Below are 14,904 nucleotides of genomic sequence, written 5' to 3'. Positions count from 1 at the left end.
CTTTTAGTATTCCAATGGAATGATCGGTTCCTTTTTGCTTGTGGACATAATCATCATAGTTTGGAATGTTTTTACAAAAGGAATTTTGGCAATCTTTTCCATGATAACACCTTCATAGGCTTTTATGTCTTTTACGTAGACCTTGAGAATAAAATCGCAATTACCGGTGACATGGTGGCACTCTGTTACCTCCGGGATCATTTTTACGGCAGCGACAAATTCTGGAATTGCATTGTGTGTGTGGAAATCCAGCGAGATCTGTATAAAGGATTTTATGCCTAGTCCTAATTTTTCTTCGTCAACAAAAGCATGATAACTCTTGATAAAGCCCGAATTCTCAAGTTTTCTTACACGTTCTAAAGTCGGTGCAGGAGAGAGCCCGATACTGGATGCTAATTGCAAATTGGTAATACGGCCATTCTCTTGTAATAGTTTAAGAATTTTTAAATCTGTTTTGTCTGGTGCAAACGGCATATCTTAAGTCTTAATAATCAATAGTATTTGTAAATATACAAAATTATATTTGGAAATTTAAAAATAAACAAAATTATTGATGATAAATAGATTTTGTTTATATGATTTGTAGTTTGTTATAATTTTTATTGATTTAAAATCATTTGACTGTCATAATCGTTTGAAATGTGCGCATTTCAATGAAATGAAATGATAAATGTCATTTTTTTATTAAAAATACCTGTTTGAGGATACATAAAATGTATTTTATTGGCTTTGAAATTGTAACTTTGCAGTTCGATAGGTGCGGAGGTTAGACCCCTCCCGAATTAGTTAAACCGTGAGAGCGAAATATGAGTACTAAAGACGACGATTTATTAAAAGAGCTGGAGCTCGAAGAATATAAATACGGGTTCACGACAGATATCGAAATGGAAATCGCAGCCAAAGGCCTTACAGAGGAGACGGTTCGTTTTATTTCGGCAAAAAAGAATGAGCCTGAATGGTTATTGGAGTGGAGATTGAAAGCTTTTCGTCATTTCTTGACGTTAAAGATGCCTACTTGGCAAAATTTCAGAGCTCCAGAGATTGATTTTCAAGATCTATCTTATTATGCTGCCCCAAAGGCAAAACCGCAATTGAATTCTATGGACGAAGTTGATCCTGAATTGATTGCTACATTTGAAAAGTTGGGTATTCCTTTGGATGAGCAAAAGATTTTGGCCGGTGTGGTAGCTGTTGATGCGGTCTTTGATTCGGTATCGGTAAAGACAACGTTCCGTGAGAAGCTAAAGGAACAAGGGGTAATCTTTTGTTCATTTGGCGAAGCCGTACAAGAACATCCTGATCTCGTAAAGAAATATTTGGGAACAGTGGTTCCTCAAACAGATAATATTTATGCTGCGTTAAACTCTGCCGTGTTTTCGGATGGATCATTTGTTTATGTTCCAAAGGGCGTGAAATGTCCGATGGAGTTGTCAACTTATTTCCGTATTAACGCACAAAATACAGGTCAGTTCGAACGTACCTTAATCGTTGCGGATGAAGGGGCCTACGTGTCGTATCTGGAAGGCTGTACTGCGCCGATGCGTGATGAGAATCAATTACACGCTGCTGTAGTGGAACTGATTGCTGAACGCGATGCAGAAATTAAATACTCTACTGTGCAGAACTGGTATCCCGGTGACAAAGACGGTAAAGGTGGTATTTTCAACTTTGTAACGAAACGCGGGATCTGTAGAGGTGATAATAGCAAGATTTCATGGACTCAGGTAGAGACTGGATCTGCAATTACCTGGAAGTATCCAGGGGTAATCCTAAAAGGAGATAATTCAATCGGTGAATTTTATTCGGTTGCAATGACCCGTAACTACCAAGTTGCTGATACTGGGACAAAAATGATCCACTTAGGTAAAAACACGAAGTCTAAAATTGTTTCAAAAGGAATTTCTGCGGGAAAAAGCCACAATAGTTACAGAGGATTGGTGAAAATAGGGCCTAATGCTGATAATTCCCGAAACTTTACCCAATGTGATTCTTTACTGATCGGTGATAGATGTGGTGCACATACATTCCCCTATATCGAAAACCGCAATAAGACAGCAAAATTGGAGCACGAGGCGACTACATCGAAAATTGGTGAAGATCAAGTGTTTTATTTAAACCAACGTGGTATTGATTCCGAAAAAGCGGTTGGGTTAATTGTTAATGGTTACGCTAAAGAGGTGTTAAATCAGTTGCCAATGGAATTTGCTGTGGAAGCACAAAAATTATTGGCGATTTCTTTAGAAGGTTCAGTAGGATAGATAATAAATAATTGAGCAAGCTAGCTAATGCTGGCGTATCGTTCAATACTCAATAAGAATAAAATGTTAAGCATTAAAAATTTACATGCGTCTGTAGAAGACAAACAAATATTAAAGGGATTAAACCTGGAAGTTAAAGCAGGGGAAATCCACGCTATTATGGGACCTAATGGAGCTGGAAAGAGTACCTTAGGTAATGTTTTGGCCGGACGTGAATCATACGAAGTGAATGAAGGTTCTGCTTTTTTGGATGGCGTGGATTTATTGGATCTTTCTCCAGAGGATCGTGCTCGTGAGGGACTGTTCCTGGCGTTTCAATATCCTGTTGAAATCCCGGGTGTATCGAATATCAATTTTCTGAAAACAGCAGTGAATGATATTCGTGAATATAAAGGTTTGCCTCCAATGGAAGCCAAAGAATTCTTACAGATGGTAAAGGATAAGCAAAAGCTGGTTGAGTTTTCGGCCAATTTAGCGAATCGTTCTTTGAACGAAGGGTTCTCCGGTGGTGAGAAAAAACGTAACGAGATTTTTCAGCTGGCGATGTTGAATCCTAAATTATCAATTTTGGATGAAACAGATTCAGGTCTGGATATCGATGCACTTCGTATTGTTGCAAATGGTGTGAATCAGTTGCGTTCCAAAGACAATGCCTTTATTGTCATCACACACTACCAGCGTCTGTTGGATTACATCGTTCCAGATTTTGTTCACGTCTTGTACAATGGCCGTATCGTGAAATCGGGGCCTAAAGAATTGGCTTTGGAGCTCGAAGAAAAGGGATACGATTGGTTAAAAGAATATGATACACAAAACGCCTAATCTTTTACACCGATAAAATAGGAGTGGAAGAGAATTTTGGCGATTTGATTAAAAAATAACATGAGTACATTAGTTTCAGAATCATTACTTCAACAAGTGTTGGGAGCTTTTAAAGAGCAACGTGTTTCAGACGGACCTGCTTTCTTTACGGAAGCGCGTCAACAAGCATTCGAGCGTTTCGAAGCAGCAGGCTTTCCCACAGTTAAGAATGAAGAATGGAAATATACAAACATCCACAGTATTGTCAATAAGCCTTATGCGCTTGATGTAGATGTGGATATCGAGGGCTTGGATTTTAGCGCGGGAGAGATTCCGAATTTGGATGCGTACCGTATTATTCTGGTTAATGGCCAGTACGTATTGGCGGTGAGTGAGCTGGAAAAGGTAAAGGGACTTGTTGTTATTCCAATGGATGACGCTGTTGAGGAACCTGCATTTCAGTCCCATTTTGCGAAATACGCTGACAAGTCCGATAATATTATGGTGGCACTCAACACAGCGGCCTTTACGAATGGTGTATTTATCCATTTGAAAAAAGGCGTTGTACTTGATAAACCTATTCAGATTATCCACGTAGCAACCGGAAAAGAAGACTTTTTTGCACAGACACGGAATTTGGTCGTTGTCGAACCTAATGCTGAACTTGAACTGATCGAGAGTTTTATTATGGCAGATGGTAGCGCAAGCAATGTGCATAATAAAGTTTCGGAAATCATAGTAAAAGAGAATGCTAAAGTTCAACATTACTATCTTCAGGTGGCCGAATCTGCGAGCCGTTACTTTAATCATACAGAAGTATATCAGGAAAAATATAGTCTTTACAATAACTACAACTGTAATTTCCCCGGTGCATCCTTTATTCGCAATAATATTAATGTGCGCTTAGATGCTGAAAATGTAGAAAGTCATCTGTATGGTATTAACCTGACAGCGGGGGATCAATTGGTGGACAATCACACTGTTGTGGACCATCTTAAGCCACATTGTGAATCCTACGAATGGTATAAAAATATTACACAGGATAAATCTACGGCTGTTTTCAACGGAAAGATCTTCGTTCGCGAAGATGCACAGAAAACCAACGCTTTCCAACAGAACAATAATATGTTGATGTCGGATAATTCAGCGGTTTATACAAAACCACAACTGGAGATTTTTGCGGATGATGTGAAATGTTCACACGGATGTACGATCGGTCAGTTTGATAATGAAGCTTTGTTTTATTTGAGAGCGCGTGGAATAGGTGAAGAATCAGCACGTATCCTACTTGTACATGCTTTTGCCTTTGATGTAACGACCCGCTTTTCAAACGAAGTTGTTCGGAAATATGTCGAGGAGTTGGTGGAACAAAGCCTAAAAACGAACTAAATAAAATCACACAAACTATACACTGAATAAGGCGTTTACCAATCGGTATACGCCTTATTTTTTTGATCAACATTTCTCTTTAAAAGATCCGGTGGAAACGGTTTTAAAATAGGTAGAAGCCTTGGAGTTGTGTTTTTGCTTCTTTTCTCTTACTTTTGTACCGTTATGAACATGTCTTTGTATACAGCTTACGCTTATAAACCTTGGGTTTTATAGCTCATTTACGTTTTTAAATTCTCCATTGGACACACCTGTTCGCTTAATGAATGGATTGGTGCTCTCTGAGGTATCCACTTGCAGCTTTGACAAGTCTGATATTCGGTGCGCGCGATCCGGTATTTTCATTTGCTGATTCGGTAGGTGGTAAAAGCGTTTTACTTTAATGTGCTGATCATTCTTGATCATGCACCTGTTGTATTTTTTATTTAAAATTTTATGGAAAAAAATAACTGGTTTCGTACCTATAGTTATATATGGATTGGACAATTTATTTCTTTACTGTCCAGTTCAGCGGTCAACTTTTCGATCATGATCTGGTTGAGTTTGACACACAGATCTGCTGAGATATTGGCTTTTGCCGCTATTGCCGGTTTGTTACCACAGGCGATTATCGGACCATTTGCCGGTGTTTATATCGATCGTTGGGATAGAAAGAAAGTCATGATTTTCGCTGATGGTTTTATCGCTCTCTGTACCCTAGGAATGACATTTGTGCTAAAAAGTGACGGCACCAATATGTTTCTAATTTATTTATTGATGGCCTGTCGTTCGATCGGCTCTGCATTTCATTCGCCGGCCATGCAGGCAATTGCACCGTTGCTTGTGCCTGAAAATAAATTATTGCGTGTATCGGGGATTAATCAGATGCTACAGTCAGTAAGTAGTATCGCAGGCCCTGCATTGGGGACATTGGCAATTAGTTATTTCCCAATTTCACAGGTGCTGTACCTGGATGTCATTGGTGCCGCGGTAGCCATCACATCTTTATTTTTTGTAACTATCCCACATCTTTCCCGATCTGATATGAAGCCTTCGATTGCTGCCGTTTTGGAAGATCTTAAGCAAGGAATGAGAGCGATCTATCATAATAAGGGCTTAAAAATGTTATTTATTTATGCCATGGTGGCGACTTTTTGTATTATGCCCGTTGCGATCATGTTCCCTTTATTGACCATTGGTCATTATAGTGGTGGTAAGTGGGAAATGAGCATTATTGAGATTATTTGGGGGATAGGTATGCTTATCGGAGGGAGCTTTTTGGGACTTGCAAAAGTGTCGGTGTCCAAGGTGGTATTGGTTAATAGCATGCATATTGTTTTAGGAATCACGTTTGCCCTGTCGGGTTGGTTTCCCTCTACTTGGTTTATTCCTTTTGTCATTATGACCGGTCTGGGCGGAGTTTCAATGTCTATTTTCTCGGCCTCATTTATGACAATTATTCAAGAGCAGGTGCCGGCGGAAATGTTGGGTCGTGTGTTCTCGCTTTATTTTAGCATCGCTATTTTACCAAGTATGATAGGACTTCTCTTTACAGGCTTTATCGCAGATGTGATCGGAGTGGCGACGGCATTTATCATTGCGGGTCTTATTGTTGTATTGGTGGGCTTGTTGTCTTTTTTCAACAGCTCGATTATGAGTTTGGGGGAGGTGCGTAAATTAAGCTAATAAATAAAAAAAGCTTCCAAATTTTGGAAGCTTTTTTAGAGCGAAAGACGAGATTCGAACTCGCGACCCCAACCTTGGCAAGGTTGTGCTCTACCAACTGAGCTACTTTCGCGTTGATGCTACAAAAGTAAGGCATTTCTTCTTATTCTGCAAGAGAAAAAATAAAAAATCTTAACTTAAATCAATAGCGTCGACACAATTAATCCCGTCTATCGCGGCTGAAATAATGCCGCCGGCATAGCCGGCTCCCTCCCCACAAGGGTAAAGTCCTTTGACCTGAGGGTGTTGCAGGTTTTCTTTATTTCGCGGGATACGTATAGGCGAAGATGTCCTCGATTCTACACCGACCAGAATAGCTTCATTCGTATAGTAACCTTTCATCTTTTTACCAAATATTGGGAGGGCACCCCGAAGCGCTTCATGTACAAAAGTTGGTAAAACCTCTCGCAAGTCTGCCGAAGAAGTTCCAGGTTTATACGAATTTTCCGGTAGATCCATAGATACTCGTCCTTCGACAAAGTCAACCATCCGTTGTGCGGGAGCAACAAGGTTTCCTCCGCCAACTTCGAAAGCCCTGCGTTCGATCTGCTTTTGAAAATCAAGCAGAGCAAAGGGATCATTCAGGGTATTAGGTACATCATCGAGGTTGATCTGGATGACGGTACCTGAATTGGCATGTGGATTATTCCGTTTGGATGGAGACCAGCCGTTGACGACGATTTCGTTATGGTCAGTTGCACAGGGGGCAATAACGCCACCCGGACACATACAAAATGAAAAGACACCGCGATCATTAACTTGCTCGACCAGACTATAATAGGCTGGTGGTAAATGCTCACTTCTGACCTGACAATGGTATTGAGCCTGATCAATAATAGCCTGTGGATGTTCAATGCGGACACCGAGCGCAAAAGCTTTCGCTTCAATCAACCAATTATTGCGATGAAATAGTTCGAAAATATCACGCGCGGAGTGGCCCGTGGCTACAATCACATGATCGGCTTTGATTTCTTCTCCACTGGCTAATTTTACACCACGGACCTGACCAAAGGATTCCAATATATCATCTACACGTTGATCGAAAAGAAACTCACCTCCAAATTCGATCACACTCTCCCGCATCGCTTCGATAATATGCGGGAGCTTGTTGGTGCCGATGTGGGGGCGGGCATTCACTAAAATGTCCGTTGTCGCTCCATGGGACACAAAAAGCTTAAGGACTTTGTCAACGTCACCTCTTTTATTGGAGCGGGTATAAAGTTTCCCATCTGAATAGGTCCCCGCGCCACCTTCTCCGAAACAGTAGTTGGATTCGGGGTTCACAGTGCCCTCGCGGTTTAGCTTCGCAAGATCGCGTCTTCGGTCCTGTACTTTTTTGCCTCTCTCAATGACAATTGGTTTGAGACCTCGCTCAATACAGCGGATCGCGGCGAATAAACCTGCAGGGCCTGCGCCAACGATAATAACCGGCTTTCCTGTCCGGACAGATTTAAAATGATTTTCATATAGCTCAGGCAAAGGGAATTCGTCGATGTAATAAATGACCCGTGCCCTATAAACCACCTGTCTGCTGCGGGCGTCAATAGAACGTTTACGAATTTTAAATCCTTTGACCTGTTGTGGTTTTAGGTGCAATGCTTTTACACCTTCTTGTAGAATATATTGCTCATCTTCGATTTTTTCGGGAAGGATAGCAATTTCAATTTCTTTTTGCATAAGATAAAAGGGCTGGGTTTTTATCCCAAAACCGCCACAAAGTTACGGAATATTGGTTGTTTGCCGATTTGGAAATAAAAATATTCTTATCTTAGTAGGAGCTTGGTATATGCTTTGATAGTGTATCCATATAATTTGAATAGTATTTAATTCTTTTAACAATGAAAATGAAAAGATTTTTAGTAGCCCTATGCGGTTTATTTGCATTAGTATCATTAAACTCATGTGGTTACAATACGATGGTTTCTCAAGATGAGAATGTCAAAGGGAAATGGGCACAGGTTGAAAATGCTTACCAACGTCGTGCAGATTTGGTGCCGAACTTAGTGAACACTGTAAAAGGTGCCGCGAAACATGAAGAAAGCACATTAACTGCCGTGGTTGAAGCGCGCGCTAAGGCAACGTCGGTTACCATCAATGCGGATGATTTATCGGAGGAGAATATTGCTAAATTCCAGAAAGTACAAGATCAGTTCAGTGGTTCTTTGAGTCGTCTATTGGCTTCGGTGGAAGCTTATCCGGACTTAAAGGCAAATCAAAACTTTTTGGAATTGCAAGCGCAATTGGAAGGTACGGAAAACCGTATTTCGACGGAACGTAGATCTTATAATGAAGCCGTGCAGCAATTCAATACGACTGTACGCAGCTTTCCGAATAATTTAATGGCGGGCATGTTCGGCTTTAAAGCCAAAGGTACATTTACTGCTGCCCCTGGTTCAGATAAGGCCCCTACCGTATCATTTTAATAACATCTTTGTTAGAAATGGACGAAATGATGGATGATGCGGCTTGCGTATGGCCCTTCATCCATTTTTTTTATATAAAATGCTTTATGTTAGATGTTTGCATTCCGTTTGGGCCGAAGGTCGAACTCTTAATGTGAACATAAATGAAAATATATTATGGCTTTAAACGCAGAAGAGCAAGAAAGAGTCGTTCACGCCATTAATCTGGCTGAAAACGAGACGTCAGGAGAAATTCGTGTTGTGATAGAAAATCACTGCCCAGATGAAGTTCATGACCGTGCAACATACTATTTTTCCAAATTAGGCATGCATAAAACTGTGCTGAAGAATGGAGTTCTTATTTATATTGCATTGGAAGATCATAAATTTTCCATCATTGGTGATAAAGGGATCGATCAACGCGTAGAAATCGACTTTTGGAATTGCACCAAAGATCTAATGGTCGAGGAATTCCGTATGGATAGAATTGTGGAGGGACTGGTGAAAGGGATTGAACATGCAGGCAAACAGTTAGCGAAATTCTTTCCCCGTGAACATGACGATATTAATGAATTGCCAAATGACATTGTTTTTGGTGATCGCTAGTCAATAAAAAAATAAAACTTATGTCGAAATTATTTTCCCGGGTTCGGATTCCGGTCATGCTGATGTTGCTTTGGGCGCTGACGTTCATGACAGCAATAGGTCAGGATTTTCCGGAGGCACCGAATAGACTTGTTAATGATTATACTAATACGCTGACTTCGAGTCAAAAGCAGCAATTGGAGCAAAAGCTGCTGGCCTTTGAAGATTCTACATCTACACAGATCGCTGTGGTTATGATGAACTCCACCGGAGGATATGATATTTCAGATTACGCTGTCCGTCTGGCGAAGAAGTGGGGTGTCGGTAATAAAAAATACAATAACGGTATTCTATTGCTGGCAGCATTGGGCGACCGGGCTGTTACGATTCAGACCGGCTATGGAATTGAAGGAGCGGTACCAGATGCGATTGCTTATCGTATTATAGAGAATGATATCAAACCGGCATTCCGCCAGAAAGATTATTACAGTGGAGTTGACAAAGCGACGAATTCCCTGATTTCCTATGCCAAGGGCGAATATAAAGCTGATCCCAAACAGCCTAGCGGCGGTGGATCGGGATCCATCATATTTGTCATTATTGTCGTGATATTTCTTGTCGTGATGTTTTCAAACCGCGGTGGCGGAGGAAAAGGCGGCGGCCGTGTGATGAATGGCCGTGGCTCTTCAGATATTTTCTGGTGGACTTTGCTTAACGGTCTTGGGGGAGGTAACCGAGGTGGTGGCGGTGGATTTGGAGGTGGATCCGGCGGTGGGTTTGGTGGATTTGGTGGCGGTGATTTCGGTGGTGGCGGTGCTTCGGGACGATGGTAACAACTTTGCTAAATAATGTTAAATAGCATGTCAATGCAACGGAAATCTTTTACATTTATGGGAAGTATATAATTATGAAGAAGGGAATATTGATGGGTTTAAGCTTTTTACCAGCCTTATTGATGGCACAAGAAAGCTATACAGTGACAGGAAAAGTGAATGCAGCTTCTGATAAGGCTAAAGTATTTATGCAGTACGCCAATAATGGTACCCGTCAGCTAGATTCAGCTGCTGTGGTCAAAGGTGAGTTTAAATTTAACGGCCAGGTAGCATCGCCAACTAAAGGTGTGATGATTTATTCTGCAGAGGGGCTTTCCTTTGGCGAACTCCGGGGTGCACAAAAGCAACCTGAAACGGCTCAGTTGTATTTGTCCAAAGGTGTGATCAAAGTAGATGCATCCAAAGGATTTAAAGATGCTGTGATAACAGGTACAGCGATTAATGATGACTTTACGCAATACAAAGCTTTTGTAAAGCCTTATGCAGATGGATTTGAAGCATTAAACCAACAATATTATGCTGCTTCGGATGCGCAGAAACAAGACCCAAAATTTATTGAGGGGCTGCAAAAGCAAGCTGGAGAGATCTCGGAAAAGATGGAGAAAGCTGATGCTGAATTTATCAATAAGAATCCAAAAAGCTGGTATACATTGGATTTGCTTTCCGAAAACGTAAGCGGCGAAAATGTAAACGAGTATGTAACTTCTTTCGAGAAACTGTCTCCGGAATTAAAAAATTCTGAAAAAGGTAAAGAATTGTCCGAGCGCATCCAAAAACTGAAAGCTGTTGCCATAGGTTCGGTAGCTCCTGATTTTACATTACCGGATACTACAGGTAATAATGTCTCTTTATCTTCACTTCGAGGAAAATATGTATTGTTGGATTTTTGGGCGAGCTGGTGTGGACCTTGTCGTCACGAAAACCCGAACGTTGTTGCCGCATTTAATAAATTTAAAGATAAAGGCTTTACTGTGTTTGGTGTTTCCTTGGACAACCCAGGTAAAAAAGATGCTTGGATGAAAGCAATTCATGATGATAATTTGCAACAATGGCCACATGTCTCCGACTTACAGGGCTGGAAATCTGCTCCCGTGAAATTGTACGAAGTACGTGGAATTCCACAGAACTTCTTAATTGACCCGTCGGGTAAAATCGTCGCTTCAAATCTAAGAGGAGAAGCTTTGGAAGCTAAATTGGCAGAGCTATTAAAATAAACTGTTCTTTCAGTCCGGTACTGAAATACAAAAACACCTACTTAAAATCTTATCTTTGTTGATGGATTTTAAATAGGTGTTTTTTGTTAGAAGCCAGCTATTGATCTTTTAGCTATCTTTGTCCGGAGAATGAACTCACCTTTAAAAAATATTCGTTCCGACCAATCTTGGTGCGGCGAATCATTTACTCAGGAGTTCGTGGAGATTGAACAGAGTGAAGTGTACACAGATTAGCATAAAATGAAAGAAAAACTGATATTGGTCATGGTCTTGGCCATTTTTGCTGTCGCCTGTAATTCGAAGAAAGAAAATGGCGTGCCAGTGGTAAACCTTGAGGCGCTCAGTGCAATCCCTTTGGATCATTCCATTGACGCGCTGGCGAAGGGGCAGGAATTTATAGATGTGACATTACCGCCAAATGCGCGGATAGATGAGCTGTCACAAAAAGAACTAGGCCTGTTGAAGGCAGCTGCCTATCGCTTCTATCACCATGTGTCTTTAGCTGACAATCAATATCAAGTTGATATCAAAGATCCCAAGTCTTTATATATCTCCGATCAGGTTGTCAAAGCCTATGAGCAGGCGATCCAAAATACCAATCATTTTGCGGATTCAATGGCTAAGGCCGGACAGGCGATTCAATTACCTGCCGTAAATGAAGAATATCTCAATAAGCTACTGAAATAGGCTTTCGAGATAATGTAAAAGTTGGTTGGATAGCATGTATTGTCTAATTTGGGATATAAAAGAAACGCGCATGAAATAAATATCATGCTCGTTTCTTTTATATCCGATGGAAAACACTATCCTTACAAGGAAAGTATTTCAATGATACGAAGTAGATCTTCGTTAAGTTTAACGTTATGTTTAATCGCACTCTTGAAGGGTGTGAATCTAACTTCGCTGCAGATCAACCCGGCCATTTCGCCTCTACGTCCTGCAACGAGTGCTTCTACTGCAGCAACACCAAGTCTACTGGCCAATACACGGTCCATACAGGTCGGGCTTCCACCACGTTGGATGTGGCCCAAAATAGAAAGCCTTACATCGTAATGCGGGAAATTTTCCTTTATTTTTTCCGAAACGACCATTCCACCTTCTTTGTCTCCTTCGGCAACGATGATAATGCGTGAAGATTTATTCTTCCGGCTTTTATCCAGCCTTTTCATGATTGTATCGTAATCTACCTCAAATTCGGGAACCAATACAGCTTCCGCACCGGTGCTTATACCAGAACGGATGGCGATCAAGCCCGAGTCACGTCCCATAACTTCGATCACAAAAACACGGTCATGGGATTCTGCAGTGTCACGGATCTTATCTACAGCCTGAATAACAGTGTTTATTGCTGTATCATAGCCAATGGTAAAGTCTGTTCCGGCCAAATCATTGTCGATTGTGCCCGGGAGACCGATAATTGGAAAGTCAAACTCGTCAATGAATTTTGATGCGCCAGTAAATGTTCCGTCACCTCCGATGACAACCATTGCGTCAATTCCATGGCTGCGTAAATTATCATAAGCTTGTTTGCGTCCTTCTATTGTCTTGAAGGCTTCGCTGCGGGCAGTTTTTAAGATAGTACCGCCACGCTGTATGATATTGGCCACAGATTTGGCATCCATGGGAAAAATTTCACCATTGACCAAACCATCATAACCCCTGCGTACACCAAATACCTCAAGATTGTTATAGATACCCGCCCTTACTACAGCGCGAATACCAGCATTCATTCCTGGAGCATCTCCTCCAGATGTCAAAACAGCAATTTTTTTAATGTTACTCATACGTACTCAAACTTAGCTATTTTTGTGTTTATATACAATTATATTTCCGTTATTAAAAGTTATGAATCACTTCAAAACAATTAAATAATAGCCATCTGATCTGCATTTAATCTAAATGAAGATTAAACTTCATGTAAACTTTATAATAGGGCCAACAATTATAACAAGCTTTAAGCAGCCCAAGGTTGGGCCGCTTATTTTTTTGCTTTAAAAGCATCAATACCACTTTGCAAAAAAGCTTTGTATTGTTCAATATTATAGTTTGCGCCAGTTTGTGGCACTAATACTGTCCCAGAAGCGTCGACAATGACATATAATGGTTGCGAGTTGCTATTGAAAGTAGATGCTTGAAAATCACTATTTTTATTGCCAATCGTTTTGATCTTCTTGCTGCTATACTTAGAAACAAATTGTTCGTTTGCCGGTAATTCTGTTTTATCATCCACAAATAATTCTGCCATAACAAATTCTTCTTTTAATAGTTTGGCAACACCTGGATCTGTCCATACATTTGCTTCCATTTTTCGACAATTCACACAGTTCCAACCTGTGAAATCTATTAATACAGGTTTATTTAGTTCTTTCGCAGCTTCCAGAGCTTGATCATAATCGTAGTACGGGTCAAACCCTTTAGGTGTACCGCGTTCATGGAAGATTTCGGCGTATTTCTTTACTTTGCCATCGCTGTGCGCTGGCGCACTTGCTACTCCAGCCGAAAGGTCAAAGTCCTGTGTTGCAGAAGGTGGTAAGAAAGCCGAAATGGATTTCAATGGTGCGCCCCATAGACCAGGGACCATATAAACAACAAAAGAGAATACAATGATTGCCAATAGCGTTCTCGGTACAGATAGAAATTTCAGATCACTATCATGTGAAAACTTGATCTTGCCGATTAGGTATAAGCCCATCAGACCGAATATGGCAATCCACAAGGAAAGGAATACTTCACGATCAAGCCAATTCCAGTGGTAAGCCAGATCTACGTTGGACAAAAACTTTAGCGCCAAAGCGAGTTCCAAAAATCCGAGAACGACCTTCACCGAATTGAGCCATCCGCCAGATTTTGGCAATGATTTTAGCATGGAAGGGAACATAGCAAACAGACCGAAAGGGATCGCCAAAGCAATGGAAAAACCCAGCATACCGACCGCTGGGCCTAAACGTTCGCCTTTTGATGCTGCTTCAACGAGCAAAGTGCCGATGATCGGACCTGTACAAGAAAAGGATACCAGTGAAAGGCTGAAAGCCATAAAGAAGAGTCCGATCAGGCCTCCTTTATCGGATTTGGCATCCATCTTATTGACAAAAGAACTTGGTAGCGTGATTTCGAAAGCCCCAAAAAAAGAAGCCGCAAAGACAACGAGTAAAAGAAAAAATAGGAAATTAAATATGCCATTCGTTGATAATGCATTCAGCGCGTCCGAACCAAAAGCAATTGTGATAATCATACCCAAAGCCACGTATATCACAATAATAAAAAGGCCATAGAGGAGCGCTTTGCTAATGCCGCTTGCACGGGTGCCCGACTGTTTGGTGAAGTAGCTGACGGTCAGTGGAAGCATCGGGAAGATACACGGCATCAAAAGAGCGGCAAAACCACCGATTAATCCAGCAATAAAAATGCTCCAAAGTGATTTTTTCCCTGTATCTGAATTCGATGAAGAGACATGTGTTGTTGCCTTATCCAATTTGCTGCTATCCTGACTGAGGGTCGTGTCTGGGGCCTCTGAAAAAGCCAGATCGTCTGGTACGGCCTCCACCACTGGAGTGGTGTCAGGTGAAGATTCAAATTGAAGCCCTTCAGTACTCGTTAGACTGTCTTGTTGAAATGCAAAAGCTGTCGTTGTAAATGGAAGACTGAAAAAAGCAATTAAAAGTAGAATAAATGTGTTTTTTAACATGCGTATCTGTTTCTGATGTCAGCTCCAAAAATA

The 14,904-nt window shown here is 41.1% G+C and carries 14 protein-coding genes and 1 tRNA gene; 9 read left to right on the top strand and 6 right to left on the bottom strand.

The features are described from left to right. Positions 1–3: 3 nt before the first annotated feature. On the bottom strand, positions 4–474 hold the full coding sequence (locus G6053_RS29195; protein WP_028071042.1) for an Lrp/AsnC family transcriptional regulator: 471 nt from the start codon (positions 472–474) through the stop codon (positions 4–6). Between the two features lie 332 nt (positions 475–806). Between G6053_RS29195 and sufB the strand changes: the two genes are divergently transcribed. The 3 genes from sufB (at position 807) to sufD (ending at position 4,448) form a co-directional block, all read left to right on the top strand. Continuing rightward, positions 807–2,258: a Fe-S cluster assembly protein SufB gene (gene sufB, locus G6053_RS29190; RefSeq protein ID WP_104383565.1), complete on the top strand. Its 1,452-nt coding sequence runs from the start codon at positions 807–809 to the stop codon at positions 2,256–2,258. A 63-nt stretch (positions 2,259–2,321) separates the two neighbouring features. Further along, the gene (gene sufC / locus G6053_RS29185) at positions 2,322–3,080 is read left to right on the top strand and encodes a Fe-S cluster assembly ATPase SufC (RefSeq protein WP_108635099.1); all 759 of its coding nucleotides are present in this window, start codon (positions 2,322–2,324) and stop codon (positions 3,078–3,080) included. Positions 3,081–3,140: 60 nt separating this feature from the next. Further along, a complete protein-coding gene (gene sufD, locus G6053_RS29180; protein WP_165309362.1) occupies positions 3,141–4,448 on the top strand; it encodes a Fe-S cluster assembly protein SufD in 1,308 nt (435 codons plus the stop codon). A gap of 210 nt (positions 4,449–4,658) precedes the next feature. Here sufD and G6053_RS29175 read toward each other — a convergent pair whose 3' ends face one another. Beyond that, entirely contained in the window at positions 4,659–4,853 is a 195-nt protein-coding gene (locus G6053_RS29175) for a hypothetical protein (RefSeq protein ID WP_165309361.1), read from the bottom strand. Between the two features lie 30 nt (positions 4,854–4,883). Between G6053_RS29175 and G6053_RS29170 the strand changes: the two genes are divergently transcribed. Beyond that, positions 4,884–6,113, top strand: coding sequence for an MFS transporter (locus G6053_RS29170; RefSeq protein ID WP_165309360.1), 1,230 nt, complete (start codon positions 4,884–4,886; stop codon positions 6,111–6,113). Between the two features lie 39 nt (positions 6,114–6,152). Here G6053_RS29170 and G6053_RS29165 read toward each other — a convergent pair. Continuing rightward, a tRNA-Gly gene (locus G6053_RS29165) sits at positions 6,153–6,225 on the bottom strand. 59 nt (positions 6,226–6,284) lie between these two features. Next, positions 6,285–7,829, bottom strand: a complete 1,545-nt coding sequence (locus tag G6053_RS29160; RefSeq protein WP_165309359.1) for an FAD-dependent protein — start codon at positions 7,827–7,829, stop codon at positions 6,285–6,287. Between the two features lie 167 nt (positions 7,830–7,996). Between G6053_RS29160 and G6053_RS29155 the strand changes: the two genes are divergently transcribed. The 5 genes from G6053_RS29155 (at position 7,997) to G6053_RS29135 (ending at position 11,873) form a co-directional block, all read left to right on the top strand. Continuing rightward, positions 7,997–8,575, top strand: a complete 579-nt coding sequence (locus G6053_RS29155; RefSeq protein WP_108635100.1) for a LemA family protein — start codon at positions 7,997–7,999, stop codon at positions 8,573–8,575. Between the two features lie 156 nt (positions 8,576–8,731). Next, positions 8,732–9,160: a TPM domain-containing protein gene (locus G6053_RS29150; RefSeq protein WP_313533156.1), complete on the top strand. Its 429-nt coding sequence runs from the start codon at positions 8,732–8,734 to the stop codon at positions 9,158–9,160. 86 nt (positions 9,161–9,246) lie between these two features. After that, positions 9,247–9,972, top strand: coding sequence for a TPM domain-containing protein (locus G6053_RS29145; RefSeq protein ID WP_241255028.1), 726 nt, complete (start codon positions 9,247–9,249; stop codon positions 9,970–9,972). A gap of 74 nt (positions 9,973–10,046) precedes the next feature. Next, positions 10,047–11,186, top strand: a complete 1,140-nt coding sequence (locus G6053_RS29140; RefSeq protein ID WP_108634655.1) for a TlpA disulfide reductase family protein — start codon at positions 10,047–10,049, stop codon at positions 11,184–11,186. 240 nt (positions 11,187–11,426) lie between these two features. Continuing rightward, complete coding sequence (locus G6053_RS29135; RefSeq protein ID WP_241254882.1) at positions 11,427–11,873, top strand: hypothetical protein; 447 nt, start codon at positions 11,427–11,429, stop codon at positions 11,871–11,873. Between the two features lie 122 nt (positions 11,874–11,995). Here G6053_RS29135 and pfkA read toward each other — a convergent pair whose 3' ends face one another. Beyond that, a complete protein-coding gene (gene pfkA, locus G6053_RS29130) occupies positions 11,996–12,970 on the bottom strand; it encodes a 6-phosphofructokinase (RefSeq protein ID WP_108634656.1) in 975 nt (324 codons plus the stop codon). Positions 12,971–13,164: 194 nt separating this feature from the next. Then, a complete protein-coding gene (locus G6053_RS29125; protein ID WP_165309358.1) occupies positions 13,165–14,871 on the bottom strand; it encodes a thioredoxin family protein in 1,707 nt (568 codons plus the stop codon). Positions 14,872–14,904 lie beyond the last annotated feature (33 nt).

The organism is Sphingobacterium sp. DR205, from assembly GCF_011064245.1.
Taxonomy (GTDB): Bacteria; Bacteroidota; Bacteroidia; order Sphingobacteriales; family Sphingobacteriaceae; genus Sphingobacterium; species Sphingobacterium athyrii.
The sequence above is the reverse complement of the archived record's forward strand: the minus strand, read 5'-3'. Positions and strand labels throughout refer to the sequence as shown.

Coding starts and splice junctions, on each gene's coding strand:
- G6053_RS29160 (WP_165309359.1), bottom strand. CDS start 7,829: ATGCAAAAAGAAATTGAAATTGCTATCCTTCCCGAAAAAATCGAAGAT.
- sufB (WP_104383565.1), top strand. CDS start 807: ATGAGTACTAAAGACGACGATTTATTAAAAGAGCTGGAGCTCGAAGAA.
- G6053_RS29125 (WP_165309358.1), bottom strand. CDS start 14,871: ATGTTAAAAAACACATTTATTCTACTTTTAATTGCTTTTTTCAGTCTT.
- G6053_RS29175 (WP_165309361.1), bottom strand. CDS start 4,853: ATGATCAAGAATGATCAGCACATTAAAGTAAAACGCTTTTACCACCTA.
- G6053_RS29150 (WP_313533156.1), top strand. CDS start 8,732: ATGGCTTTAAACGCAGAAGAGCAAGAAAGAGTCGTTCACGCCATTAAT.
- G6053_RS29140 (WP_108634655.1), top strand. CDS start 10,047: ATGAAGAAGGGAATATTGATGGGTTTAAGCTTTTTACCAGCCTTATTG.
- G6053_RS29135 (WP_241254882.1), top strand. CDS start 11,427: ATGAAAGAAAAACTGATATTGGTCATGGTCTTGGCCATTTTTGCTGTC.
- G6053_RS29155 (WP_108635100.1), top strand. CDS start 7,997: ATGAAAAGATTTTTAGTAGCCCTATGCGGTTTATTTGCATTAGTATCA.
- G6053_RS29170 (WP_165309360.1), top strand. CDS start 4,884: ATGGAAAAAAATAACTGGTTTCGTACCTATAGTTATATATGGATTGGA.
- pfkA (WP_108634656.1), bottom strand. CDS start 12,970: ATGAGTAACATTAAAAAAATTGCTGTTTTGACATCTGGAGGAGATGCT.
- G6053_RS29145 (WP_241255028.1), top strand. CDS start 9,247: ATGACAGCAATAGGTCAGGATTTTCCGGAGGCACCGAATAGACTTGTT.
- sufC (WP_108635099.1), top strand. CDS start 2,322: ATGTTAAGCATTAAAAATTTACATGCGTCTGTAGAAGACAAACAAATA.
- G6053_RS29195 (WP_028071042.1), bottom strand. CDS start 474: ATGCCGTTTGCACCAGACAAAACAGATTTAAAAATTCTTAAACTATTA.
- sufD (WP_165309362.1), top strand. CDS start 3,141: ATGAGTACATTAGTTTCAGAATCATTACTTCAACAAGTGTTGGGAGCT.